The 23536-nt window shown below is 74.4% G+C and carries 20 protein-coding genes; 18 read left to right on the top strand and 2 right to left on the bottom strand.

The features are described 5' to 3' along the window. The first annotated feature begins 41 nt into the window (after positions 1 to 41). From OP86_RS09190 to OP86_RS09175, 4 genes are all read left to right on the top strand, one after another. Complete coding sequence (locus OP86_RS09190; protein ID WP_078588833.1) at positions 42 to 1475, top strand: type I glutamate--ammonia ligase; 1434 nt, start codon at positions 42 to 44, stop codon at positions 1473 to 1475. Positions 1476 to 1478: 3 nt separating this feature from the next. Further along, the gene (locus tag OP86_RS09185; RefSeq protein ID WP_234434955.1) at positions 1479 to 2615 is read left to right on the top strand and encodes an amidohydrolase family protein; all 1137 of its coding nucleotides are present in this window, start codon (positions 1479 to 1481) and stop codon (positions 2613 to 2615) included. Between the two features lie 261 nt (positions 2616 to 2876). After that, the gene (locus tag OP86_RS09180) at positions 2877 to 4367 is read left to right on the top strand and encodes a S8 family peptidase (RefSeq protein WP_051829882.1); all 1491 of its coding nucleotides are present in this window, start codon (positions 2877 to 2879) and stop codon (positions 4365 to 4367) included. 157 nt (positions 4368 to 4524) lie between these two features. Then, complete coding sequence (locus tag OP86_RS09175; protein WP_030059958.1) at positions 4525 to 4890, top strand: hypothetical protein; 366 nt, start codon at positions 4525 to 4527, stop codon at positions 4888 to 4890. Between the two features lie 11 nt (positions 4891 to 4901). Here the strand turns inward: OP86_RS09175 and OP86_RS09170 are convergent, their stop codons facing one another. Further along, the gene (locus OP86_RS09170; protein ID WP_033331428.1) at positions 4902 to 5801 is read right to left on the bottom strand and encodes a HipA family kinase; all 900 of its coding nucleotides are present in this window, start codon (positions 5799 to 5801) and stop codon (positions 4902 to 4904) included. 91 nt (positions 5802 to 5892) lie between these two features. Between OP86_RS09170 and OP86_RS09165 the strand changes: the two genes are divergently transcribed. The 9 genes from OP86_RS09165 to OP86_RS09125 all read left to right on the top strand — a co-directional run bounded on the left by OP86_RS09165 (position 5893) and on the right by OP86_RS09125 (position 16759). Beyond that, positions 5893 to 6333, top strand: coding sequence for an SRPBCC family protein (locus tag OP86_RS09165; protein WP_030059956.1), 441 nt, complete (start codon positions 5893 to 5895; stop codon positions 6331 to 6333). 261 nt (positions 6334 to 6594) lie between these two features. After that, a complete protein-coding gene (locus OP86_RS09160; protein WP_030059955.1) occupies positions 6595 to 7749 on the top strand; it encodes a glycosyltransferase in 1155 nt (384 codons plus the stop codon). A gap of 391 nt (positions 7750 to 8140) precedes the next feature. Next, complete coding sequence (locus OP86_RS09155) at positions 8141 to 9664, top strand: sugar transferase (protein WP_030059954.1); 1524 nt, start codon at positions 8141 to 8143, stop codon at positions 9662 to 9664. Between the two features lie 4 nt (positions 9665 to 9668). Further along, positions 9669 to 11015 carry an O-antigen ligase family protein gene (locus OP86_RS09150; protein WP_030257955.1) on the top strand — a complete coding sequence of 449 codons (1347 nt, stop codon included), beginning with the start codon at positions 9669 to 9671 and terminating at the stop codon, positions 11013 to 11015. Further along, on the top strand, positions 11012 to 12787 hold the full coding sequence (locus OP86_RS09145) for a lipid II flippase MurJ (RefSeq protein WP_063832332.1): 1776 nt from the start codon (positions 11012 to 11014) through the stop codon (positions 12785 to 12787). Before OP86_RS09150 ends, OP86_RS09145 begins: the two co-directional genes overlap by 4 nt. Next, on the top strand, positions 12777 to 13649 hold the full coding sequence (locus tag OP86_RS09140) for a polysaccharide deacetylase family protein (protein WP_078588825.1): 873 nt from the start codon (positions 12777 to 12779) through the stop codon (positions 13647 to 13649). The genes OP86_RS09145 and OP86_RS09140 overlap by 11 nt, the downstream gene beginning before the upstream one ends. After that, the gene (locus OP86_RS09135; RefSeq protein WP_030257950.1) at positions 13646 to 14761 is read left to right on the top strand and encodes a glycosyltransferase; all 1116 of its coding nucleotides are present in this window, start codon (positions 13646 to 13648) and stop codon (positions 14759 to 14761) included. Before OP86_RS09140 ends, OP86_RS09135 begins: the two co-directional genes overlap by 4 nt. A 49-nt stretch (positions 14762 to 14810) precedes the next feature. Further along, positions 14811 to 15602: a Wzz/FepE/Etk N-terminal domain-containing protein gene (locus OP86_RS09130; RefSeq protein ID WP_051829881.1), complete on the top strand. Its 792-nt coding sequence runs from the start codon at positions 14811 to 14813 to the stop codon at positions 15600 to 15602. Continuing rightward, on the top strand, positions 15599 to 16759 hold the full coding sequence (locus OP86_RS09125) for a GNAT family N-acetyltransferase (RefSeq protein ID WP_051829880.1): 1161 nt from the start codon (positions 15599 to 15601) through the stop codon (positions 16757 to 16759). Before OP86_RS09130 ends, OP86_RS09125 begins: the two co-directional genes overlap by 4 nt. Positions 16760 to 16763: 4 nt before the next feature. Here the strand turns inward: OP86_RS09125 and OP86_RS09120 are convergent, their stop codons facing one another. After that, positions 16764 to 18005 carry a glycoside hydrolase family 26 protein gene (locus OP86_RS09120; RefSeq protein ID WP_106973368.1) on the bottom strand — a complete coding sequence of 414 codons (1242 nt, stop codon included), beginning with the start codon at positions 18003 to 18005 and terminating at the stop codon, positions 16764 to 16766. Positions 18006 to 18373: 368 nt separating this feature from the next. Between OP86_RS09120 and OP86_RS09115 the strand changes: the two genes are divergently transcribed. The 5 genes from OP86_RS09115 (at position 18374) to OP86_RS09095 (ending at position 23524) form a co-directional block, all read left to right on the top strand. Next, positions 18374 to 19387: a PQQ-binding-like beta-propeller repeat protein gene (locus OP86_RS09115; RefSeq protein WP_030257943.1), complete on the top strand. Its 1014-nt coding sequence runs from the start codon at positions 18374 to 18376 to the stop codon at positions 19385 to 19387. Positions 19388 to 19606: 219 nt separating this feature from the next. Then, positions 19607 to 21205 (top strand): ABC-F family ATP-binding cassette domain-containing protein, encoded by a 1599-nt coding sequence (locus OP86_RS09110; protein WP_030059941.1) that lies wholly within the window; start codon positions 19607 to 19609, stop codon positions 21203 to 21205. 327 nt (positions 21206 to 21532) lie between these two features. Beyond that, a complete protein-coding gene (locus OP86_RS09105) occupies positions 21533 to 21766 on the top strand; it encodes a helix-turn-helix domain-containing protein (protein ID WP_030059940.1) in 234 nt (77 codons plus the stop codon). 262 nt (positions 21767 to 22028) lie between these two features. Beyond that, on the top strand, positions 22029 to 22835 hold the full coding sequence (locus tag OP86_RS09100) for an enoyl-CoA hydratase/isomerase family protein (protein WP_030059939.1): 807 nt from the start codon (positions 22029 to 22031) through the stop codon (positions 22833 to 22835). A 179-nt stretch (positions 22836 to 23014) separates the two neighbouring features. Continuing rightward, positions 23015 to 23524 (top strand): Asp23/Gls24 family envelope stress response protein, encoded by a 510-nt coding sequence (locus OP86_RS09095; RefSeq protein ID WP_078588823.1) that lies wholly within the window; start codon positions 23015 to 23017, stop codon positions 23522 to 23524. The last annotated feature ends 12 nt before the right edge of the window (positions 23525 to 23536 follow it).

The raw sequence follows: 23536 nt of genomic DNA, 5'->3' as shown, positions 1-23536 counted from the left end.
GGGGAGTTACACAAGCCCAACCGCCGGGGCAGCATGGTGACATGACCACCGGAACCGCCACCGCCGGCTCCACCGAGCCGCCCGGCCCCGCCGACGCCGCGGCCGCCGTCGCGCTGCCCCCGCGCGCCGAACGGGCCGAGCGCGCCGATGCGGCCGCCGACCGGCTGCGCACCGCCGCGGTCGAGGCGGTGGCCGTCACCTGGGTGGACAACGCGGGCGTCACCCGGGTCAAGGCCGTGCCACTGGCCGCGCTGACGCACGCCGCGCAGTGGGGCGTCGGCACCGCGCCCTGCTTCGACGTCTTCCTCGCCGACGACGCGATCACCACCAGCCCGATCATCGGCGGCCCCACCGGGGACCTCAGGCTCTACCCCGACCTGGAGCGGGTCGTCCCGCTGGCCGCCCAGCCCGGCTGGGCCTGGGCCCCGGGGGACAGGTACACCCAGACCGGCGCCCCGCACCCGGGCTGCCAGCGGCTGTTCGCCCGCCGGATGGAGGCCGCGGCGGCCGGGCGCGGGCTCAGCCTCAAGGCCGCCATCGAGGTCGAGTGGGTGGTCGCCCTCGCCGGCTCCCCGCAGGAGGAGCCGCAGTACCCCACGCACGGCCCCGCGTACGGGATGCACCGGCTCACCGACCTCTCCGACTACCTGCGGGACGTCCTGCGTGCCCTCGGCGCGCAGGGGTTGAGCGTCCTGCAGATCCACCCCGAGTACTCCCCGGGCCAGTTCGAGGTCTCGGTCGCCTCCGAGGGCCCGGTCGGCGCCGCGGACACCTCCGTCCTGGTCCGGCACACCATCCGGGCCGTGTCCGCCCGGCACGGCCTGCGGGTCTCCTTCGCGCCGGTGGTCGAGGCGGGCGCGGTCGGCAACGGCGGGCACCTGCACCTCAGCCTCTGGCGCGGCGAGCGCAACCTCGGCCACGGCGGCCCCGGGCCGCACGGTCTGACCGCCGAGGCCGAGGGCTTCCTCGCCGGGGTCCTCGACGCGCTGCCCGAGCTGCTGGTGCTGGGCTGCTCCAGCCCGGCCGGGTACCTGCGGCTGGTGCCCTCGCAGTGGGCCGGCGCCTACCAGTGCTGGGGCCTGGAGAACCGCGAGGCCGCGCTGCGCCTGGTCACGGGGTCCACCGGGGAGCGGGCCACCGCCGCCAACGCCGAGGTCAAGTGCTTCGACGCCAGCGCCAACCCGTACCTCGCGGTCGGCGCGGTGCTCGCGGCCGGCCTCGCCGGGCTGGACCAACGGCTGGCGCTGCCACCGGAGTTCACCGGGGATCCAGCGGCCGCCGAGCCCGGCACGGTGCCCCGGCTGCCGCAGAGCCCGGCCGAGGCGCTGGCCGCGTACGAGCGTTCGGCGGTGCTGCGCGAGGCCCTCGGCGAGCCGCTGTACCAGGCGGTGCTGGCGGTGCGCCGGGCGGAGGGCGAGCAGTTCGCCGCCGCCACGCCCGAGGAGTCGGTGGCGGCGACGCGCTGGCGGTACTGAGCGGTGGCCCGGCTGCGGCTCGCGTCACCCGAAGGGGCGCTCGCGCTGGTCGACCACCACTGCCACAGCGTGGTGGCGGCCGACCTCGCCGACGACGCCCTGGCCGGGCTGCTCACCGAGTCCGACCGTCCGCCCGCTCCCGGCTGTTCGCCCTTCGACAGCGCGCTGGGCCTCGCCGTACGACGCTGGTGCCCGCCGGTGCTCGGCCTGCCGGCGCACGCCCCGGCCGCCGACTACCTGGCCCGGCGGCGCGAGTTGGGCGCCGCCGAGGCCGCCCGGCGGCTGCTCGGCGCGGCCGGGCTGGACACCTGCCTGGTGGACACCGGGCTGACCGCCGCCGCGGGCCTGCCGCTGCTGCCCCTCGGCGAACTGGCCGAGGCCGCGGGGGCGTCGGTGCGCGAGGTGGTCCGGCTGGAGGCGGTCGCCGAGACGGTCACGGCCGGTGCCGAGGACTGGCCGCGGGCGGTGGCGGAGGCGTTGGCGGCGGCCGCGGGCGGGGCCGTCGCGGTCAAGTCGGTGCTCGCCTACCGGCACGGCCTGGCCGCCCCCGCCGAACGGCCCGCCCGGTCGGCCGTGGTGGCCGCCGCCGGCGCCCGGCTGCGCGGCGGGCGGCAGCGGCTGACCGATCCGGTCCTGCTGCACCACCTGCTCTGGACGGCCGTGGACGTCTGCGCCGAGCTGGGCCTGCCGCTGCAGCTCCACACCGGCTTCGGCGATCCGGACCTCACCCTGCACCGGGCCGACCCGTCCCTGCTGACGGACTTCGTGCGCGCCGCCGAGCCCAGCGGCGTCCCGCTGGTGCTGCTGCACTGCTACCCGTACCACCGGCAGGCCGCCTGGCTGGCCCAGGCCTTTCCGACGGTGTACACCGACCTCGGGCTGACGGCCTCCTACACCGGCCCGCGGGTGGCGGCGGTGCTGGGTGAGATGCTGGAACTGGCACCGTTCGGCAAATTGCTGTTCTCCACGGACGCTTACGGGCTACCCGAGTTTTTCTTGGTGGGCACCTGTCAGTTCCGTTACGGACTTGGTGCGCTGCTGGATCGTTGGCAGACGGACGGTGCGTGTTCCACGGCCGATGCACAGCGACTGACGCGGCTGATCGCCGCCGACAACGCGCGTCGGCTGTACGCGTTGTAGCTGCTCCGCGGCGGTGCGGTCGAGTGGTCGGTCGCCGATTCCACGTGCATGGCCGAACGTCGGCGAACCATCACTTTTTAACAATCTTGCCCCTGTTTCCCTTGTTCACCTGCGGACTTCCGGTCTTCGTTGCTGATCTAGATGTGACGATTAGATGACTACCTCTTGCGCATCTCATCGAATATTCATTAACGTCCCGGTCATTCCCTGCGCACCTGTCAACCGCAGCTGCCGCATGACGACTCGGGAGGGCCAACCCCAATGAGAGTTCCTCGGATCAGCCGGACCCGGTACGCGGCAGTGGGCGTCGTGCTCGCCACCGCCGGCGCCCTCGCGCTCCCGGCCGGCACCGCCGTCGCGGCCCCCTCCGCCGACCCGACGACCGGTCCGCTGCTCAGCTACGTCGTCAACACCAAGGCCAACCACGGCCAGGTGCAGAAGGTCGAGCAGGCCGTCAAGAGCCTCGGCGGCACGGTCGTCTACTCGTACGACCAGATCGGCGTCGTCATCGCGCGCTCGACGGACACCAAGTTCGCCGAGAAGCTGCGCCTGGCCAAGGGCGTCGACTCCGTCGGCGCCAGCCGCACCAAGGGCATCACGGCCGCCGACCAGCAGCAGGCCGAGGTCGCCGCCGAGCCCACCGCCGCGCCCGCCCCCGGCGAGGAGCCGTACGAGGCCAACCAGTGGGACATGCGCCAGATCGGCGTCGACAAGGCCCACAAGATCTCGCTGGGCAGCCGCAACGTCACCGTCGGCGTGCTGGACTCCGGCATCGACGCCACGCACGAGGACCTGGCCGCCAACGTGGACGCCTCGCAGTCGGTCTCCTGCATCGACGGCGGCAAGCCGAACACCGACTGGAAGGCCTGGCAGCCGGGCCCGGACGGCGCCCACGGCACCCACGTGGCCGGCACCATCGCCGCCGCCAAGAACGGCAAGGGCATCGTCGGCATCGCCCCGAACGTCAAGCTGGCCGCCGTCAGGGTCGTCGACGACGGCGGGTTCATCTACCCCGAGTACGCGGTCTGCGGCTTCGTCTGGGCCGGCGAGCACGGCTTCAAGGTGACGAACAACAGCTACTACGTCGACCCGTGGATGTTCAACTGCCCGAACGACAAGGACCAGGCCGCGATCAGCGCCGCCGTCCGCAAGGCCGTCGCGTTCTCGCAGCGCAAGGGCGTCCTCAACGTCGCCGCCGCGGGTAACGAGAACATCGACCTGGCGCACAAGACCACCGACGTCTCCAGCCCGGACGACACCACCCCCGGCACCCGTCCGGTCGGCAACGACTGCCTGTCGCTCCCGACCGAGCTGCCGGGCGTCATCGCCGTCTCCTCGGTGGGCGTCAACGGCGACAAGTCGTACTACTCCAGCTACGGCAAGGGCGTCGTGACCGTCGCCGCGCCGGGTGGCGACAAGCGCTACCAGATCCCGAACACCCCGGACAAGGACGGCCGCATCCTGTCCACCATCCCCGGTGGCAAGTACGGCTACATGCAGGGCACCTCGATGGCCGCGCCGCACACCACCGGCGTGCTCGCCCTGCTCGCCAGCACCTTCCCGTGGGCCAGCCCCGACGAGCTGACCGAGATGCTCACCAACCAGGCCGAGTCCCACGCCTGCCCGACCGGCGAGTTCAACCCGGGCGGCGCCGGCCAGTGGAAGGCCACCTGTGAGGGCGGCGCGGACGACAACGGCTTCTACGGCGCCGGCATCATCAACGCCGAGAAGGCGGTCCAGTGGTGGCGCTGAGGCGCTGACCACGGCGACTCCTGACCGCTGAGCGGGGGAGCGGGGCCACTGGGCCCCGCTCCCCGGTCGCGTTTGAGTACCCGTACTCAGGCCGCCGCCGCGCCCGCCGCCCAGGATGGATCCGTACCCACCGGAGCCACCACAGGAGTCGATCGGCATGGCACAGACCCGTCCCGGCGAGCAGGCCCTTCCCGGCGGCCCGGCCGCCCCCGGCCGGCGCAACCGGCTCGCCCTGGCCCTGGGTGTGGGTCAACTGCTGCTCGCCGCCCCGATGCTCGCCACCGTCGCGACCGGCGGCCTGGTGGTCGCGGTGATGGGCCTGGCCGCCGGCGGTCCGGCCGTCGCGGTGCTGCCCCTCGTGCTGCTGCTCACCGTGGGCCCGCTGGTCGGGCTGGGCCTCGCGGCCCTGATCGCCCGGACACAGGGGCTGCCCCGGGACGTCAGGTTCCCGGTGATCGCCTTCGGCCTGCTGCTCGGCACCGCGGTCGAGTACTTCGGCTGGGTCCGCCCCGCGATCGGCTGACGCCCGGGGCCCTACTCCTCGTCGAAGTGGTGCTCCCAGGCCGTCTCCACCGACGGCTTGCCGTGCAGGTCCGGCACGTCCCGCAGCCAGGCCGGCCGCCCGGCCCGGGTCCGGGCCGCCCGCCGCCGTTCGGCCTCGCGCAGCTGATCGGGCGTGGCGAAGCCCTCCGGGAGCCACTCCTCGGAGAGCACCGCCCGGGCGGCCAGGTGGGCGACGTACGCGTGCCGGACGGCGTCCACCGAGTCGAAGCCGGGCTCGTCGGCCAGCCACTCGTCCGGGACGAGGGCCAGCACCTCCTCCAGCAGCGGCACCGTGACCAGCGGGCCGAGCTCCTCGTCGGCCAGCCGGACGTCCGGGGCCGAGCCGCCGAGCGCGTGCGCGCTGAGGTCGTAGCGCTTGCCGACCGCCGCCTCGGCGCCCGCCCAACGGTGGTGGAAGATCAGCGCGGCGCCGTTGTCGATCAGCCAGAGCCGCTGGTGCCAGACCACCAGGTTGGGGTTGTGCACGGTGCGGTCGACGTTGCCGGTGAGCGCGTCCAGCCAGACCACCCGGCCGGCCTCGACGGAGTCCACCGGGACCAGCCCGGGCCGGTAGTCCCGCGCTCCGGGCAGCAGGTCCATGCCGAGGTTGAGGCCGGCGCTGGCCTTGAGCATGTCCTGGATCTCGGTGTCCGGCTCGTCCGCGGCGACGACCGGGTCGAAGTCCACCAGCCGCAGCTCCGGCACCCGCAGGTCCAGCCGCCGGGCCAGCTCGCCCACGATCACCTCGGCGATCAGCGCCTTGCGGCCCTGCGCGGCCCCGGTGAACTTGACCACGTACGTTCCCAGGTCGTCGGTCTCCACCACACCGGGCACCGAGCCGCCGGCCCGCAGGGGGTCGACGTAGCGCACCGCAGTCACCAGATCGAGCACACCGGCCACCCTATCCCGCCGCGTCACGGGCGTGACCCTGTGATTGGCTTGCCGGTGAGAGCGCGACCCACCACACGAGGAGAGCAAGGTCATGGGACAGGTGCAGGCCACCACCGAGCGGGTCTACGATGCCACCCCCGAGCGGGTGTACGAGGCGCTGGCCGACTACCAGGTGACCCGCCCGAAGCTGCTGCCCGCGCAGTACAGCGAGTACGAGGTCCGGGTCGGCGGCACCGGCGCGGGCACCCAGGTGCACTGGAAGCTGCAGGCCACCGAGAAGCGGGTGCGCGACTGCCTGTTCACCGTCTCGGCGCCCACGCCCGACCGGCTGGTGGAGAAGGACGCCAACTCCAGCATGGTGATCACCTGGACCGTCTCGGCCGTCGGCGAGGGCCGCTCCAAGGTCACCGTGACCGCCACCTGGCAGGGCGCGACCGGCATCGGCGGCTTCTTCGAGCGCACCTTCGCCCCGAAGGGCCTGAACCGGATCCACGACCAGGTGCTGGCCAACCTGGCCGCCGAGGTCCGCTGAGCCCCGCTGAGTTCTGCTGAGGCCCGCCGAATTCCGCTGAGGACCGCCGGAACCGGAATCGCCGGGATCGCCGGGATCACCGTGATCGCCGGGGCCGCGCGAATCGAGCCGTGCATTCTTCAACACGCCTGAATCGCCCCGAAATTCGATTGGCTCGGCCACCCGTACGAGCAGCAAGCCGTACGGGTGGCCGAACCGCCACCTGCGGGTGACGAGGGCCGCTCGGCGCGGGGGAGCCATCCTAGGCTCGCCGCCGTGCATATGACGATCCTTCACATTTCGCAACCGGTGGACGGCGGCGTCGCCCGCGTCGTCACCGACCTGGTCCGGGGGCAGCGCGCCGCCGGCCACCGGGTGCTGGTCGCCTGTCCGCGCGGCGGGCGGCTCGCCGAGGAGGCCACCGCCGTGGGCGCGCTGGTCCAGGACTGGCCGGCCGAGCGCTCGCCCGGCGCGGGCACCGCCGCCGAGGCCTGGCGGCTGCGCCGGATCGTCCGGGCGGCCGCGCCCGACGTGGTCCACCTGCACAGCGCCAAGGCCGGGCTGGCCGGCCGGCTGGCGGTGCGCGGCGCGGTGCCGACCGTCTTCCAGCCGCATGCCTGGTCCTTCGCCGCCGTCGACGGCGCGCTGGCCGCAGCCACCCTGCGCTGGGAGCGCTTCGCCACCCGCTGGGCGCACCGGCTGCTCTGCGTCAGCGTCCAGGAGCGGGCCGACGGTGTGGCCGCCGGGGTGCACGCCGACTGGGCCGTGGTGCCCAACGGCGTGGACGTCCGGCACTACGCGCCCGCCGACCGCCGGGCCGCCCGGATCGCGCTCGGCCTGGACCTGGACGCCCCGCTCGCGGTCTGCGTCGGGCGGCTCTGCCGGCAGAAGGGCCAGGACGTGCTGCTGGCCGCCTGGCCGGAGGTGCTGCGCCGGGTGCCGCAGGCCCGGCTGGCGCTGGTCGGCGGCGGTCCGGAGGAGCAGCGACTGGCGGAGCTGGTCCGGGCGACCCCGGAGCCCTCCCGGGTCCGGCTTGTCGGTGATGTGGCGGACCCGCGCCCGTGGCTGGCGGCGGCGGACCTGGTGGTGCTGCCCTCGCGCTGGGAGGGGATGGCGCTGGCCCCGTTGGAGGCGATGGCGGCCGCCCGTCCGGTGCTGCTGACCGACGTGCCGGGTGCGCGGGAGTGCCTGCCGCCGTCGGAGCGGGAGCAGGCGGTGGTCCCGTCCGAGGACGCCCCGGCCCTCGCCACCCGAATGGCCGAGGCGCTGTCCGATCCGATCGAATGCGAGCGACGCGGCGCACGGCTGCGCGACCACGTCGTCGCCCGTCATGACGTGCGCACCGTGGTCGAACAGGTGGACGTCCTCTACCGCCATCTGCTGGGTGCCGGACCGGCCGCGGGGCGGGGCCGGTCCCGTGTCCCAGAGCGGATCTGATCGTTTCACATGCCGTGAATGCCCGCCGTTTCGGCGTTGTCGTATTCGCACCCTCAACCGGATATGGGGCGAGGCGTCAAATCCGAAGTAACTATTAATGGGTGGCGGGAATGAAACGGCAAGTCAACTTCCAGCCGGTGCCATCGGGTTATGTATGGTCGGATTTCGCCTGCTTCGTTCATATTTTTTTCCGGGAATTCACGGCCGAGCCCCTCGCAACCGAGTCTTTCGTGACCGGTCCCGTCGCGATCGGCCCCGCCGAGGGAGATCCGAACGCCGCCAGCGGCAGCAGGTGCTGTCAGGACCGCGCCCGCCGGGCCGGGACGGCCCCGCGCCAATCGGTGCCGGGGCACCGTCACCCCGGGCACACAGCAGGGGAGATCGTGCGCTGATGACCATTGACCACGACAGTGTGCCGCGAGCGGGCGGGCCGCTGTCCGGCCCCCGCCGACCCGGCACCGGCCTGCTCGACCGCCCGGCCGGAACGGCGCGCCAGCGCGCGGTCCCGGCGCCGCGCCGGCACCGCGGGGCGGTCCGCAACCGGCTGGCCCTGCCGCTCGCCCTGGTCCAGGCCGACACCATCGCGTTGTGCTCCGCCACCGGCATCGCCAACCGGGCCCTCGACCCGGGCGCCCCGCTCGACCCCCTGCTCGGCGTCCCCGCCGTCCTGCCCCTGCTGCTCCTGCTCAACCTGGCCGGCGGCCTCTACCGCTCCCGGCTCACCCTGTCCGTCCTGGACGAACTGCCCGCGCTGGCCGCCCGGGCGGTGGTCGCCGCCGCCTTCGCGGTCACCCTGTCCGGCTGCCTGGGCGGCCACTGGCCCGAGTGCGGCCCGGCCACCCCGGCCCGCCTCACCGTCCTGCTCGGCGCCCAGCTGCTGATCGCCGGCGTCGGCCGCGCGATCCTCTACCACATGGTCCGGCGGATCCGCCGCAGCCGCCCCAGCCCCGTCCTGGTTCTCGGCGCCGGCCGGCTCGGCCGCCGGATCGCCGCCGCCCTCCGCGAGCACCGCCAGTACGGGATGCGCCCGGTCGGCTTCCTCGACACCGCCCCGCCACTGCCGACCGACGACACCGACCTGCCCGTCCTCGGCGGTTGCGAAGTGCTGGAGCGCGAGGTGCGCCGGCACCGGATCCAGCACGTGATCGCCACCGCCGGCGGCGGCGACGAGGCCGAGACCGCCACCGCCCTGCGCGAGGCCGCCCGGCTCGGCTGCCAGGTCTGGCTGGTGCCGGCGCTCCGTGAGTACGGCTCGCTGCCCACCACCCCGATCGCCGGCACCGACCACCTGTGGGGCTTCCCCTGCCTCCGGGTCGGCCGCCCGGCGATGCGCCGCCCCGGCTGGGCCGCCAAGCGTGCCCTGGACATCACCGTCGCCGCGATCGGCCTGCTGCTGCTCGCCCCCGTGCTGGTGCTCTGCGCCCTCGCCGTCCGCTTCGACACCGGCCCCGGCGTGCTCTTCCGCCAGCAGCGCACCGGGCTGGACGGCAAGGTCTTCACCGTCCTCAAGTTCCGCACCCTGCGCCCGAGCAACGAGCACGAGTCGGCGACCCGCTGGAACATCGCCCAGGACCACCGGATGGGCGCCGTCGGCCGACTGATGCGCAAGAGCTCGCTGGACGAGCTGCCGCAGCTGTGGAACGTCCTGCGCGGCGACATGAGCCTGGTCGGCCCGCGCCCCGAACGCCCGTACTTCGTCATGCGGTTCGGCCAGGCCTACCCCGAGTACGCCGACCGCCACCGCGTCCCGGTCGGCCTCACCGGCCTCGCCCAGGTCAACGGCCTGCGCGGGGACACCTCCATCGAGGACCGGGCCCGGTTCGACAACCGGTACATCGAGAGCTGGAGCCTCTGGCAGGACGTCAAGATCCTGTGCCGCACCGCGGTCCTGATGCTCCACCCGGACGGGAGCTGACCGCGTGGCCCTGCCCCTCACGGCCCTTCCCCGCCCATCCTTACGGCGCGCCCTGCCCGCCGTCGCGGACCGGCCCAGCCTGCTCGCCGCGGCCACCGTCCTGCTGGTCTGCGTGCCCACCGGCGAGAAGGACGTCACGGCCGCCGTCCACATCACCGCCGCCGACCTCGCCTCGCTGGCCCTCGTCGCCCTCACCGCGCTGAACCTGCTGCGCGGGCGGCTGCCCGCCGTCGACCGGACCACCTGCCTGCTGTTCGGCGGGATCGTCGTCGCCGCCGCCGTGGCCACCGTCGGCTCGATCGACCCGGCCACCAGCGTCACCGGCTTCGTCCGGCTGACCCAGGTGTTCGTGCTGGTGCCCGCCGGGGTCCTCTGCTCGCTGCGCGACCGCACCGACCAGCGCCTGGTCCTCGGCTCCTTCGTACTCGCCGCCCTGGTCCAGGGCGTGGTCGGCGCGAACCAGTACCTCACCCGCACCGGCGCCTCCTACACCGGCCAGCCGATCCGCGCCGTCGGCACCTTCGGCGCGCTGGACATCATGGCGATGTCCACGGTGGTCAGCTACGGGCTGCTCGCCGCCCTCGCCCTCGCGCTCGGCGAACGCGGCACCGGCGGCAACGCGCGGCTGCGGCGGGCGATGTTCGCCGCCGCCGCCTTCCTCGCCTTCCCACTCGCCGTCTCCTTCAGCCGCGGCAGCTGGATCGCCACCTGCCTCGCCGCCACCGTGCTACTGCTGCGCGCCGACGCCCGGCTCGCCGTCCGCAGCGCCGTCCTCGGCCTGGCCGCCGTGGTCGTGCTGGTCGGCGGCCTCGGCCTCGGCGGCTCCGGCGTCACCAAGCGGATCAGCTCGATCGGCTCCGTCTCCGCCGCCCCCGACCAGTCCGTCTCCGACCGCTACGACCTGTGGGCCACCGCCGGGCGGATCTGGCAGGACCACCCCGTGCACGGCGCCGGCCCCAAGGCCTTCCAGCAGCTGCGCGACAGCCACGCCCCGCTGCGACTGTCCTCCGGCAGCGACGCCGCCGACGCCACCATCGGCTTCCAGCGCGAGCCGCTGCTCTCCCCGCACAACATGTACTTCCTGGTGCTCAGCGAGCAGGGCCTGATCGGCATCGTCGCGTACGCCGCGCTCTTCCTCGCCCTCCTGATCGGCTGCCTGCGCCGCTCCCGCGGCCCCGGCCTCGCGGCGCTCGCCCTGCTCACCTGGGTGCTGGTCGACTTCCTGTACGCCGACATCGGCGGCACCACCACCGTGCTGACCTCCGTCGTCCTCGGCCTGGCCGCCCGCGCCGCCGCCGGGGACGCGGGCCGCCCCGAGCGCCCCGGCGGCGAACGGGCGATGACACCGTGACCACCGACCAGCCGGCCGCCCTGACCCCCGCCCTCCCGGCCCCGCGCAGCGCCCCCGGCGGGCGGTGGGCCCCCGGAGCCGGCCCGCCGCCCCGCGGCGGCTTCCTCGCCAAGGCCTTCGGCGTCACCGCCGTGCTCAGCGCCGCCGGCTCCGGCCTCGGCCTGCTGCGCGACCTCCTGCTGGCCCGCTACTTCGGCGCCAACCAGGGCACCGACGCCTTCCTGGTCGCCTGGACCGTCCCCGAGACGGCCGCACCGCTGCTGATCGAGGACGCCATGTCCTTCCTCATGGTGCCCGCCTTCGCCCTCGCCCTGGTGCTGCGCGAGGAGGACCCGGACGCGCCGGACCCGGTCCGCCAGCTGGTCCGCGCCACCCTGCCCTGGCTGCTGATCGCGCTCAGCGGCCTCTCCCTGGCCGCCGCCCTCGGCGCCCCGCAACTGGTCGAGCTGCTCGCCCCCGGCCTGCCCGACCCGGGCCTGGCCGTCACCTGCACCCGGATCACCGCGATCACCGTGCTGCCCTTCGGCGTCGTCGGCTACCTGGCCGCCGCGCTGCGCGCCCACCACCGCTTCACCGCCCCGGCCGGCATCTACGTCGTCTACAACCTCGGCATCCTCGCCGTCCTGCTCGGCTTCCACTCCGCCCTCGGCGTGAGCTCCGCCGCCCTCGGCGTCGCGGCGGGCAGCCTGCTGATGGCCGGACTGCTGGTCGGCCCGTTCCTGCGCGGGCTGCGCCGGGGCCCGTCCGGCACCGGCCGCGGCCGCGGCCGCCGTCCCCGGCCGGCGCTGGTGCTGATGCCGCTGGCCCTGCTGCCGGTGGGCGCCTTCACCCTGACCCGCCAGTCGCAGGTCTTCGTCGAGCGCTACCTCGGCTCGGCGCTGCCGCCCGGCACCATCTCGCACCTCAACTACGCCGCCAAGGTCTCCCAACTCGCCATGACGGCAGGCATCCTGATCTGCACCGTCACCTTCCCGCTGGTCGCCCGGGCGCTCGCCGCCGGGGACCTCACCGCCGCCCGCGACCGGGTGGAGAAGGACCTCGGCCAGGCGGCGGCCGTCGTCCTGCTCGGCACCGCCTTCCTGATGGCGTGCGCCCCCTCCGTGGTCTCGCTGCTGTTCGAGCGCGGTGCCTTCGGCCCCCACGACACCGCCGCCACCGCCGACGTCATCCGGGTGTACAGCTTCGGCCTGCCGGCCCAGGCGCTGATCGGCGTGATGATCCGCCCGTACTTCTCGCTGCGTCCGGTGGTCCGCCGGGCCGACGACCCGGCCACCGAGGACGGCGGCCGCCGACTGCTGGACTGGTACCCGGCCGCCGCCATGGTGCTCGGCCTCGGCGTCACCGTCGCCACCGGCCTGCTCGCCACGTCCCGTTTCGGCGCCCTGGGGCTCGCGGCCGGAAACGCCGCCGGCATCACCACCACCGCCGCGCTGCTGCTGCGCGGCCTGGTGCTGCGCGGCATCCCGCTGCGGCTGCGCCGGGTGCTCGGCGGCCACGGCCGGCTGGTGGCCGCCGCCGCCGGGGCCAGCCTGCTCGGCACCGCCGCCGCCGGACTGGCCGTCGACCCGCTGCTCTCGACCCTCCTCGGGGGCCTCACCGTGGCGCTGGCCTTCGCCGCCCTCGGCACCGGTCTCGGTGCCCGCGAGGTGCGCGGTCCGGTCCTCGCCGTCGCCCGGGCCGTTGGGCCGGCCCGGACCCCGCCAACCGCCGCCGAGCCAACCGCCGCCGAGCCAACCATCGGCGAAGAAGGGAAGCGTCCCGATGGACAATGAACGGGGAACCGTCCGTTCGGCCCGGAAGGGCGTCGGCAGTGTCCCGCCGCACCGGGCACGACTGCCCAGGAGCCGTCACCCGGTCGGCGAACCACCGAACCCGGGCTCCGGCTCGCCGTGGATCCTGATGTACCACTCGGTGGCGGTCGAGAAGGAGGACCCGTACCAACTGACCGTCAGCCCCGAGCGGTTCGCCGAGCAGATCGCCTGGCTGCACCGGACCGGCCGGCGCGGCGTCGCGGTCCGCGAGCTGATGCGGGCCCACGCCCTCGGCCGGGACGACCGGCTGGTCGGCCTCACCTTCGACGACGGCTACGCCGATTTCGCCCGGTACGCCGTGCCGATCCTCCAGGCGTACGGCTTCACCGCCACCGCGTACGTGGTCCCCGACCTGCTCGGGCGGGACAACGACTGGGACGTCGAGGGCCCGCGCAAGAAGCTGCTCACCGTCCATGAGGTCACCGAACTCGCCGCCGCCGGCTGGGAGATCGGCTCGCACGGCCTCGGCCACCAGGCGCTGCCCGGCCTGCCGGCCGAGGACCTGGCGGTGCAGGCCCGGGAGAGCCGGCGCCTACTGGAGGAGGTCGTCGGCGGCCCGGTCACCGGCTTCTGCTACCCGTACGGCGCCGTCGACCTGCCCGCCGCCCAGGCCGTCCGTGACGCCGGCTACGACTACGCCTGTGCCATCGCGCACTCCCCGCTCACCGGCCGCTTCGCCCTGCCCCGCTGCTACGTCGGCGACCGCGACGGCGCCTGGCGGCTGCGTGCCAAGAAGGGCCGGCTCCGGCTGCGCGACGCCGTCACCGAGCTACGCCGCGCGCGCCGTGAAGGCGAGCGGGCGGGGACGGAGCGCCGGCCATGAAGGTGCTGCACATCGTCACCGGGCTCGCCTCCGGCGGCGCGGAGCGCCAACTCCAGCTGCTGCTGCGGCACTTGCCGGCGCACCAGCAGTGCGAGGTGCTCGCCCTGACCAACCCCGGCACGGTCGCCGCGGCCCTGCGCGCCGACGGCGTGACCGTCCACCACCTCGGCATGCGCGGCAACCGGGACCTCGGCGCGCTGCCCCGGCTGGTCCGGCTGGTCCGGGCCGGCCGCTACGACCTGGTGCACACCCACCTCTACCGGGCGCAGCTGTACGGCCGGCTGGCCGCGCGGCTGGCCGGGGTGCGTGCGGTGGTCTCCACCGAGCACTCGCTGCACGCCGGGGTGATCGAGGGCCGCCCGGTCACCCGGGGCGTCAAGGGCCTCTACCTGGCGGCCGAGCGGCTCGGCAGCACCACCGTCGCGGTCTCCCGCCAGGTCGCCCAGACCCTGCGCGCCTGGGGCGTCCCGCCGGCCCGGATCGAGCTGATCCCCAACGGCATCGACACCGGCCGCTACCGCCTCCCGCCCGTCGAGCGGGCCGCCGCGCGCCGCCGGCTGCGGGCCGAACTCGGCCTGCCGCAGGGGAGCTGGGTGGTCGGCGGGGTGGGCCGGCTGGTCCCCGGCAAGCGCTTCGAGGTGCTGGTGGAGGCGCTCGCCGAGCTCGACCCGGCGACCCGGCTGGTGCTGGTCGGCGAGGGCCCGGAGCGCGCCGCGCTGCAGCGCCGGGCCGACGAACTCGGCGTCCGGGAGCGGCTGCTGCTCACCGGCGAACGCGACGACGTGCCCGAGCTGCTGACCGCCCTGGACATGCTGGCTGCGCCCTCCACCGCGGAGACCTTCGGCCTCGGCGTCCTGGAGGGCCTCGCGGCCGGGCTGCCGGTGCGGCACAGCGCCTGCCCGGCGCTCGACGAACTGCCGCCCAGCGCAGCCCCGCAGGCCCGCCGCATCCCCTCCGAGCCCGGCGCCTACGCCGCCGCGCTGCGCGACCTGCGGCACCTGAGCGAGCACATCGCCGACCCGCTGCCGCACCCCCCGGCCGTCGGCCACTACGACATCGCCCGGGTCGCCGCCGACCTGGGCGCCCTCTACGACCGGCTGGCCCGCGCCTGACCGCCCGCCACCGCCGGAACCGCCGTCCCATCCCCAAGGAGCCACACCCATGACCACACCGCGTCGAACCGCCCGCCGCCTGGCCCGCCGTTGGTGGCCGGTGGCGCTCGCGGTGCCGCTGGGCGCCGCGGCCGGCGCCGGGTACGCCGTCGTCTCGCACCCCTCGTACTCCGCCAGCGCCTACGTCCTGGTGGTCCCGCAGAACCCGGGCGAGGCCGCGACCGCGACCAACTTCGCCCAGGCGTACGGGCGGCTGGCGGGCCAGCCGCAGGTGCTCGCGGTGGCGGCCGGCGAGACCGGCCACACCCGGACCGAGCTGGAGTCCCTGGTGCACGGGACGACCTCCCCGGACGCGCCGATGATCGAGATCACCGGCACCGGGCCGCGCGCCCAGGAGGCCGCCCGGACGGCCGACGCGGTGGCGGACTCGCTCGTCGCCTTCGCCAACACCAGCAGCAAGGACACCAACGTCCGGTTGGTGACGCTGGCCCCGGCCGCCGCGCCGGACAAGCCGACCACGCCCTCCGGGAAGCTGGACGTCGCGGTCGGCGGCGCGGCCGGGTTGCTGCTCGGCGCGCTGGTGATGACGACCCGCCGCCGGGGCGGGGCCGGGGCGCCGGAGGTCGCCGAAGGCACCGGGAGCCCGGACGGCGCCGCGGCCCCCGAGTCGACAGCCGCCCCCGAGCCGGCCGAGGCCCCCGTGACGCCGCGCCCGCGCAGCGAGGAGCAGCCGGCCGAGGCCGAGGAAGGCGCGAAGGCCGCCCCGAAGGCCGGCGCCAAGAGCGACCCGAAGACCGGAGCGAAGGCCGGCGCGAAGGCCGCGGCCGGGAGCGGACGATGAGTACCGAGACCTGCGGCGCCGACCTGCCGGCCCAGGCCGCGGCGCCGTCCTGGACCACCGAGCTGCGCCGCGAGGACGACGCCCTGGACACCGTCGCCGAGGAGTGGGACGACCTGGCGGCCCGCTGCCGGATGGCCACCTTCTTCCAGGCCGCCGACTGGCAGCGCTCCTGGTGGCGCCAGTACGGCCGCCCGGGCGCCCTGCTCGTGGTGCTGGTCCGCCGGGACGGCCGGCTGGTCGGCGCCGGCGCCTTCATGCGCCGCGGCGGCCCGCTCGGCGGCCTGACCGGCCTCGGCTCCGGGCTGGTCGACTACACCGACGTCCTGCTCGACGACGAGTGCGCCGACCGGGCCGCCGCCGAATTCGCCGCCGCCCTCCCGCTGACCCGCCCCTGGCACTCGCTGGAGCTGCGCGAGGTGCACCCCGAGGCCGCGGTGCAGCGGGTGTACGAGCACTGGCGGGGCAGTCGCCGCCGCTTCCAGGACTCGCTCTGCCAGTACCTGCCCGCCGTCCCGATGGAGCGGCTGCTCAAGCGGCTGCCCGGCAAGACCGCCCAGCGCAGCCGGGTGAAGCTGCGCAAGATCGCCGAAGCCGGGGTGCAGGTCCGCTCGACGCCGCCGGCGGAGGTGCCGGAGGCGCTGGAAGGGCTGCTGCGGCTGCACTTCCTGCAGTGGCAGCAGCGCGGTGTCACCCCGGAGCACCGCACCGAGCGCTTCGCCCGGCACCTGATCGAGTCCACCACCGGCCTGGTCGCCACCGGCAAGGCCGTCGTCCACCAGTTCCACCTGGACGGCCAGCTGGTCGCGGTGAACCTGCTGCTGCTCTGCCCGTCCTTCGGCGGGCTGTACCTGTACGGCGCGCACCCGGTGCTGCGCGAGCGGCTGGACATCGCCGGGCTGCTGTTCACCGCGGCGCTGGACGAGACGGTCGGCGCGGGCATCCCGGTGCTCGGCCTGCTGCGCGGCCGGGAGCCGTACAAGCAGCGCTGGCGGCCGGACGCGCTGCCCAACCAGCGGCTGCTGCTCGGCCCCGCGGGGGCGGCGCCGGTGGCGGCCGTCCGGGCCGGGGCGGTGCGGGCCCGGCAGGAGGCGGCGCTCCAGCTGCGCACCCGCTTCCCCCGGCTCAAGGAGGCGCTGCTGGCCCGCCGCCGCAGCTGACCGCTCAGCGCCGGGTCGGCGTCGGGGCCGCCGAGGGGCTCGCGGCCGGGCTCGGCGTCGGCCTCGGTGTCGTCGGAGTCGGAGTCGGCGTCGGGGTCGGCGTCGGGGTCGGCGTCGAGGTCGGCAGGGCGGGGATGCTCGGCGTGGCGGGCACGGAGGGCAGTGCCGGGACGGTGGGGACCGGGGGCGCGGTCGGCACCACCACCGGCGCGCCCTTCGAGCCGGACATCAGCTGCTTGAACCGCGCCGTCGAGCGCGGATTGCCGGAGCACTGGAAGAAGCCGTGCGGGCAGTAGTCGGTCACGGTCTGGTAGGCGGTGTCATGGGTGCGCATCCACTCGACCATCCGCTGCACGTACTCGGGGTTGTCGCCGTTGCGGAACAGCCCCCACTCCGGGTACGAGACGGGCTTGCCGCGCCGGGCGGCGAACTCGACCTGGTCCTGAAGGCCGTACGGCTCGCGGACGTAGTCGTCGAAGGTGCCCCCGGCGGGCTGGTCGTAGCTGTCCATGCCGATGATGTCGACCACGTCGTCGCCGGGGTAGCACCTGGTCCACGGGATCGCGTCCAGGCCCCGGCTGGGGGCGAAGTCGAAGCGGAACCGCTGCCCGGGCACCGAGCGCATCACGCCGACGATCCGCCGCCAGTACGACTTCCAGGCTGAGGGGTCGGGCTTGCAGCGGTGGGTGTAGGTGGTGCCGTTCATCTCCCAGCCGAGGGTCAGCACGGTGTCCGCGCCGCCCAGCGCGACCAGCCGCCGCGCGAGCTTGAGGAAGTGTCTGTCGAAGTCCCCGCGCGCGCCCTGGGCGAGCAGCCTGGCCACCTCGCCGTCGGGCACGTCCGCCTCGTTGGGCACCAGCATCGGCACGCCGAGCACGAGCAGCCGGGACGGGTCGTCCAGCCGCCACTGCGACCACATGCCGAGGACCACCGGCTCGCCCTCGATGTCGGCCCAGCCGTTGCCCGCCAGGTAGGTGTGGCCGACCTGCATGTTCGCGCCGCCCAGCCATTGCGCGTACCGGCCGATCTGCGGGATGTAGTCGTCCCAGGAGCCGACGAAGGCGCCGAACGGCGGCTCGTGCCTGGGCCGCTGCACCGGCGGGCGGGGGGCGGCGCCGCGGGGCTCGAAGGCGTCCGAGGAGAGGGAGTGCCGGTCGGTCTGGCTGAACGGCGTCCCGGCCGGGACGCTGGCGGTGGCCATCAGCAGCAGGGCGGCGGCGGCCAGCGTCAGGCGGCCGATTCGCATGGTCTCTCCTCCGGACGTCGCGTTGGCGGGGCGCGCGGCCTCGGCGTGGACGGACCGTGGCGCCCCGGTCGCCGACAGTAGGCCCGGCGGGGGAAGGGAAAGCCGAATGTCACCCTAAAGTGGGCGATAATCGAACGCCGTCTGCCGCAACGGCGGCCGGCCCCCCGCCATGTATCAGCTCTGTAACGGTCCGGCCGGGCCCGCGCGGGCCGCTCCGGCACGCCCCGCGGAGCGGCCGGGGCGCCGACGACGCAGGTGGGCGGGCGGACGTCCGGGCGAGTCGGCCGGGCCAGGGCCCGCGGTCGGCGGCTCGGGCGGGGGAGTGAACCGAGCTGACTCGCGTGCCCGCCGAAAGGTACGCTCCGGCCGTGTCCCGGAAGCCGATGCGTGTACTGACCCCCCGCTCGATCCTGCCTGCCCTGGCGGTGATGCTGGTCCTTGCGGCCGGCGCGGCGGCACACGCGAACAAGCCGGTGCCGTTCGGCGACCGGGTGGCGGGACCGGGCGCGGAGGCGACGCCGGTGAACTCGGAGTCGCTCAGCGCGGCCGACCTGGACCTCCGGGTGGGCCCGGGCCTGGAGGCCTTCCACAAGCAGACCGGCGAGCAGGCCTGGTCCTACCGCCGCGAGGGCGCCGAGGCGCTCTACCTGGCGATGGCCGGGGACAGCGCGATCGTGGTCTGGGACGACGGCCTGGTCACCTCGGTGCGCCCCGGCGACCACGAGGTGCGCTGGCACCGCGCGGTGCCCGGCCTGGCGGACTGGCTGCGCGGCGACGGCGAGCCCGGCGCCGACAAGCGGACCGACGCCCAGCGCAAGCAGCTCGCCAAGCAGCGGGCCGCGGCCGCGCTGCACACCGTCCAGCGGGACGGCTCGCCCTGGCTGGCCCTGGTGACGCCCAACCTGACCATGGGCCTGCGCGACGCCGACGGCGACCTGCGCTACAACGACAGGCCGTCCAACGGCTGCGTCTACGACCCGCTGCGCGCCGTGCACACCGACTACGCGGTGCTCATCCCGCGCACCTGCACCAACAGCGCCGGGCAGGCCGTCTCCGGCGGCATCACCGGCTACCGGCTGGACAGCAACGGCTGGGCGACGAGCACCGGCCCGGCCGCGACGGTCAAGGTGCTGGACCGCAGCCGGGTGGAGATCACCGACGGCCCGGTCGTCCCGCCCCGGGTGTTCGACACCAAGGCGGCCGCGCCCGAGACGGCCTGCGGCAGCCTGGACGCGCCGTTCGCCGCGGTCCGTCCGCAGGGCGGCTGCGCGGACCCGGCGGCGACCCCGACCGTGGACGCCCCGGTGGCCCCGGTGGCCCCGGCCGGGTCGGACGCCCCGGCGGACTCCGCGGGGGACCAGCCGGCCGCGCAGCAGCAGTAACCGGCGGTTCGTCGGGCCGGTCGGCACCCGGGGCGGTCGTCCCCCAAAGGGGTGTTCCGGACGGCCCGGTAGACTTGCCGCCATGGCTATCTTCTCCGGGCAATAGCGGGCGGCGGCGCTCCGTGTGCCGCGCCGACCGTCGATGAAGCCCCTTCCCGCCAGCCCGGCCCCGGGCCCCCACCCGGCCGCCCGCCCACGTCCCAGGAGTAGTTCCCAGCCATGATTTCCGCCAACGCCCTAGAGCTGCGCGCCGGTGCCCGGATCCTGATCGAGTCCGCGAGCTTCAAGGTCGCCGCCGGCGACCGGATCGGCCTGGTCGGGCGCAACGGCGCCGGCAAGACCACGCTCACCAAGGTGCTGGCCGGCGAGGGCCTGCCCGCCGCCGGGACCGTCACCCGTTCGGGCGAGGTCGGCTACCTCCCGCAGGACCCGCGCACCGGCGACCTGGACGTCCTCGCCAAGGACCGCATCCTGTCCGCCCGCGGCCTCGACACCGTGCTGAAGAAGATGCGCGAGAACGAGGACCGGATGGCGAACGGTCAGGGCGCCACCCGGGACAACGCGATGAAGAAGTACGCCCGGCTGGAGACCGAGTTCCTCACCAAGGGCGGTTACGCCGCCGAGGCCGAGGCCGCCACCATCGCCGCCGCGCTGGGCCTGCCGGACCGCATCCTCGGCCAGCCGCTGCACACCCTCTCCGGTGGTCAGCGCCGCCGCGTCGAGCTCGCCCGGATCCTCTTCTCGGACTCCGACGTGCTGCTCCTCGACGAGCCCACCAACCACCTGGACGCGGACTCGATCGCCTGGCTGCGGGACTTCCTGAAGACGTACAAGGGCGGCTTCATCGTCATCTCGCACGACGTCGACCTGGTCGAGACGGTCGTCAACAAGGTCTTCTACCTGGACGCCAACCGCTCCGCGATCGACGTCTACAACATGGGCTGGAAGCAGTACCAGCAGCAGCGCGAGGACGACGAGAAGCGCCGCAAGCGCGAGCGGGCCAACGCCGAGAAGAAGGCCGCGACCCTCAACGCGCAGGCCGACAAGATGCGCGCCAAGGCGACCAAGACGGTGGCCGCGCAGAACATGGCCCGCCGCGCCGAGAAGCTGCTCACCGGGCTGGAGCAGGTGCGGCAGAGCGACAAGGTCGCCAAGCTGCGTTTCCCGGACCCGGCCCCCTGCGGCAAGACCCCGCTGACGGCCAGCGGGCTCTCCAAGTCCTACGGCTCGCTGGAGATCTTCACCGACGTCGGCCTGGCCATCGACCGCGGCTCGCGGGTCGTCATCCTCGGCCTCAACGGTGCCGGCAAGACCACCCTGCTGCGGATGCTGGCCGGGGTGGAGCAGCCGGACACCGGCGAGGTGATCCCGGGTCACGGCCTGAAGATCGGCTACTACGCCCAGGAGCACGAGACGCTGGACCCGGAGCGCTCGGTGCTGGAGAACATGCGCTCCTCGGCGCCGGACACCGACCTGGTGCAGATCCGCAAGATCCTCGGCTCCTTCCTGTTCTCCGGCGACGACGTCGACAAGCCGGCCGGGGTGCTCTCCGGTGGTGAGAAGACCCGTCTGGCGCTGGCCACCCTGGTGGTGTCCTCCGCCAACGTGCTGCTGCTCGACGAGCCCACCAACAACCTCGACCCGGCCAGCCGCGAGGAGATCCTGGGCGCGTTGCGCGAGTTCTCCGGCGCGGTCGTGCTGGTCACCCACGACGAGGGCGCGGTCGACGCGCTCCAGCCGGAGCGGATCATCCTGCTGCCGGACGGCGTGGAGGACCTCTGGAGCCCGGCCTACGCCGATCTGGTCTCGCTGGCCTGACCGGAAGTAGACGCGGCATCCGCTTTTCGGACCAGAAAAACTAGTCCTTACGGCGTGTCCGGGAATGAAGTAGACCCGGATTCCGTTTAAGGACTTCCTGTCGGCCCGCCACTCGATCGTGGTCGGGCCGACGCTGCTGATCAGCTCTTTCTCGGCGAACGGCGGCACCCGCCCGGGGGCGTGCACTCTGCGTGAGCGCCCTGGTGCGCTCGGATCACCACCGGAGGACCACGCATTTCCGACATCGACCTTGTCGAATGGGTGGCCAGGACGCGGTGGATGGGTGATCATGGGAATCTGACCGAGCAACGCTACGAGGAGGCACGGGTGGCCGAGACTCTGAAAAAGGGCAGCCGGGTGACCGGTGCCGCGCGTGAGAAGCTCGCGGCCGATCTCAAGAAGAAGTACGACTCCGGGGCGAGCATTCGCGCTCTCGCGGAGGAGACCGGTCGTTCGTACGGCTTCGTGCACCGGATGCTGAGCGAGTCCGGAGTGATCCTCCGGGGCCGCGGCGGTGCCACGCGGGGCAAGAACAAAGCGACTGCCGGGGCCGGTTCCTGACGGTTCATCAGTCATTGGCTGGATGACGCGGCGGCAGGGCGCCGACCGAGGAGACGACAGCTGGACCGTCAGCTGGGCGTCCGCCCTCGGGTCGTGTGGACCGGCCGCCGATCGTCATGTCCGGGGTGTCGTCCGCCCCCTCCTCTCCCTTTCCGGCGGTGCCCGAAGGCCCCGCCGATCTTTCCGGGCCGGGCCCCTGCCCTCGCGCGCCCAGGTTTGTTACTCTCCGGTAGCCACGTCCCTCGCCACCGGAGGTCCCCGCATGACCGCCCCCGCCACCGAACCGCAGGCCCCGAGCTGGGAGCGGGACGGCGTCCGCCTGGAGATCGAAGGCGAACTCGCCGTCGTCACCCTCTGTCAGCCCAAGCGGCGCAACGCCCAGTCGCCCGCGCTCTGGCGCGCCCTCGCCGCCGCCGGCCGCGAGCTGCCCGGCAGCGTCCGGGTGGTCCTGCTGCGCGCGGAGGGCGTCTCCTTCTCGGCCGGTCTCGACCGGGCCATGTTCACCGCCGAGGGCATCCCGGGCGAGCCCACCTTCCTCCAGCTCGCCGCCGCCGGCGACAAGGAACTGGACGACACCATCGCCTCGTACCAGGAGGCCTTCACCTGGTGGCGCCGCCCGGACCTGATCTCCATCGCCGTCGTCCAGGGCCACGCCGTCGGCGCGGGCTTCCAGCTGGCGCTCGGCTGCGACCTGCGGGTCGTCGCCGAGGACGTCCAGTTCGCGATGAAGGAGACCTCGCTGGGCCTCGTCCCCGACCTGGCCGGAACCAAGCCGCTCACCGAACTCGTCGGCTACGCCCGGGCGCTGGAGATCTGCGCCACCGGCCGCTGGGTCGGCGCCGAGGAGGCCGCCGCGATCGGGCTGGCCAACCTGGCCGTGCCGGGGGCGGAGCTGGACGCCGCCGCCCGCGACCTCGCGGGGGCCCTGATGGCCGCTCCGCGCGGCGCGGTGATCGAGACCAAGGCGCTGCTGCAGGGGGCCGCCGGGCGCTCCTTCGAGGAGCAGCGTACGGCCGAACGGGCGGCCCAGGCCCGTCGGCTGCGGGAGCTGGCCGGGATCGGCGACTGACCTTCCGTCGCCGATCGGAGGCCCGGCCCCGGGGACACCCCCGGGGCCGGGCCTTCCGCGTTTCCGGGGTGCTCCGGGGGAGTCGGAGGGGCGCCGCTCGGCGGGCGGGGAACGTGGCGAAATGCCAGAGTTGGGGAGGTTTGCGATATAGCTGGAGCCGTACGACGGGAGATTCGCCCATGCCTGACACTCCGACGCCCGCGACCCTGCACAAGAACGCCGGTGGCACCCCGACCCCCGGACCGCCGCCGAGCGCCGGCGGCGGGAAGCCGATCGGGGAGCGCGGTCGTACGGCGCTGGCCGTCGGCGTGGTGGAGAAGATCGCCGGGATGGCCGCCCGGGAGGTCCCCGGGATCCACGCGCTGGGCTCCGGGCTCGCCCGGACCTTCGGCGCGATGCGGGACCGGGTGCCCGGCGGACGGCCCAGTGTCGGCCGGGGCATCAAGGCCGAGGTCGGCGAGAAGCAGACCGCGATCGACATCGCCCTGGTCGTCGAGTACGGCGTGGTCATTCCCGAACTCGCCCGCCAGGTGCGGGAGAACATCATCAACGCGGTCGAGCGGATGACCGGCCTGGAAGTCGTCGAGGTCAACATCGCGGTCAACGACGTCCACCTCCCGGACGAACCGGAGTTCGAGGAGGAAGAGGAGCCGGTGTCGGTGTCGGGGCAGCGGCCCAAGCTCAAGTAGGGCCCGCCCGGG

It is taken from the genome of Streptomyces novaecaesareae (assembly GCF_000716875.1).
Lineage (GTDB): Bacteria > Actinomycetota > Actinomycetes > Streptomycetales > Streptomycetaceae > Kitasatospora > Kitasatospora novaecaesareae.
Note: the sequence above shows the minus strand (reverse complement) of the source record. Positions and strands in the feature narration are given on the sequence as shown.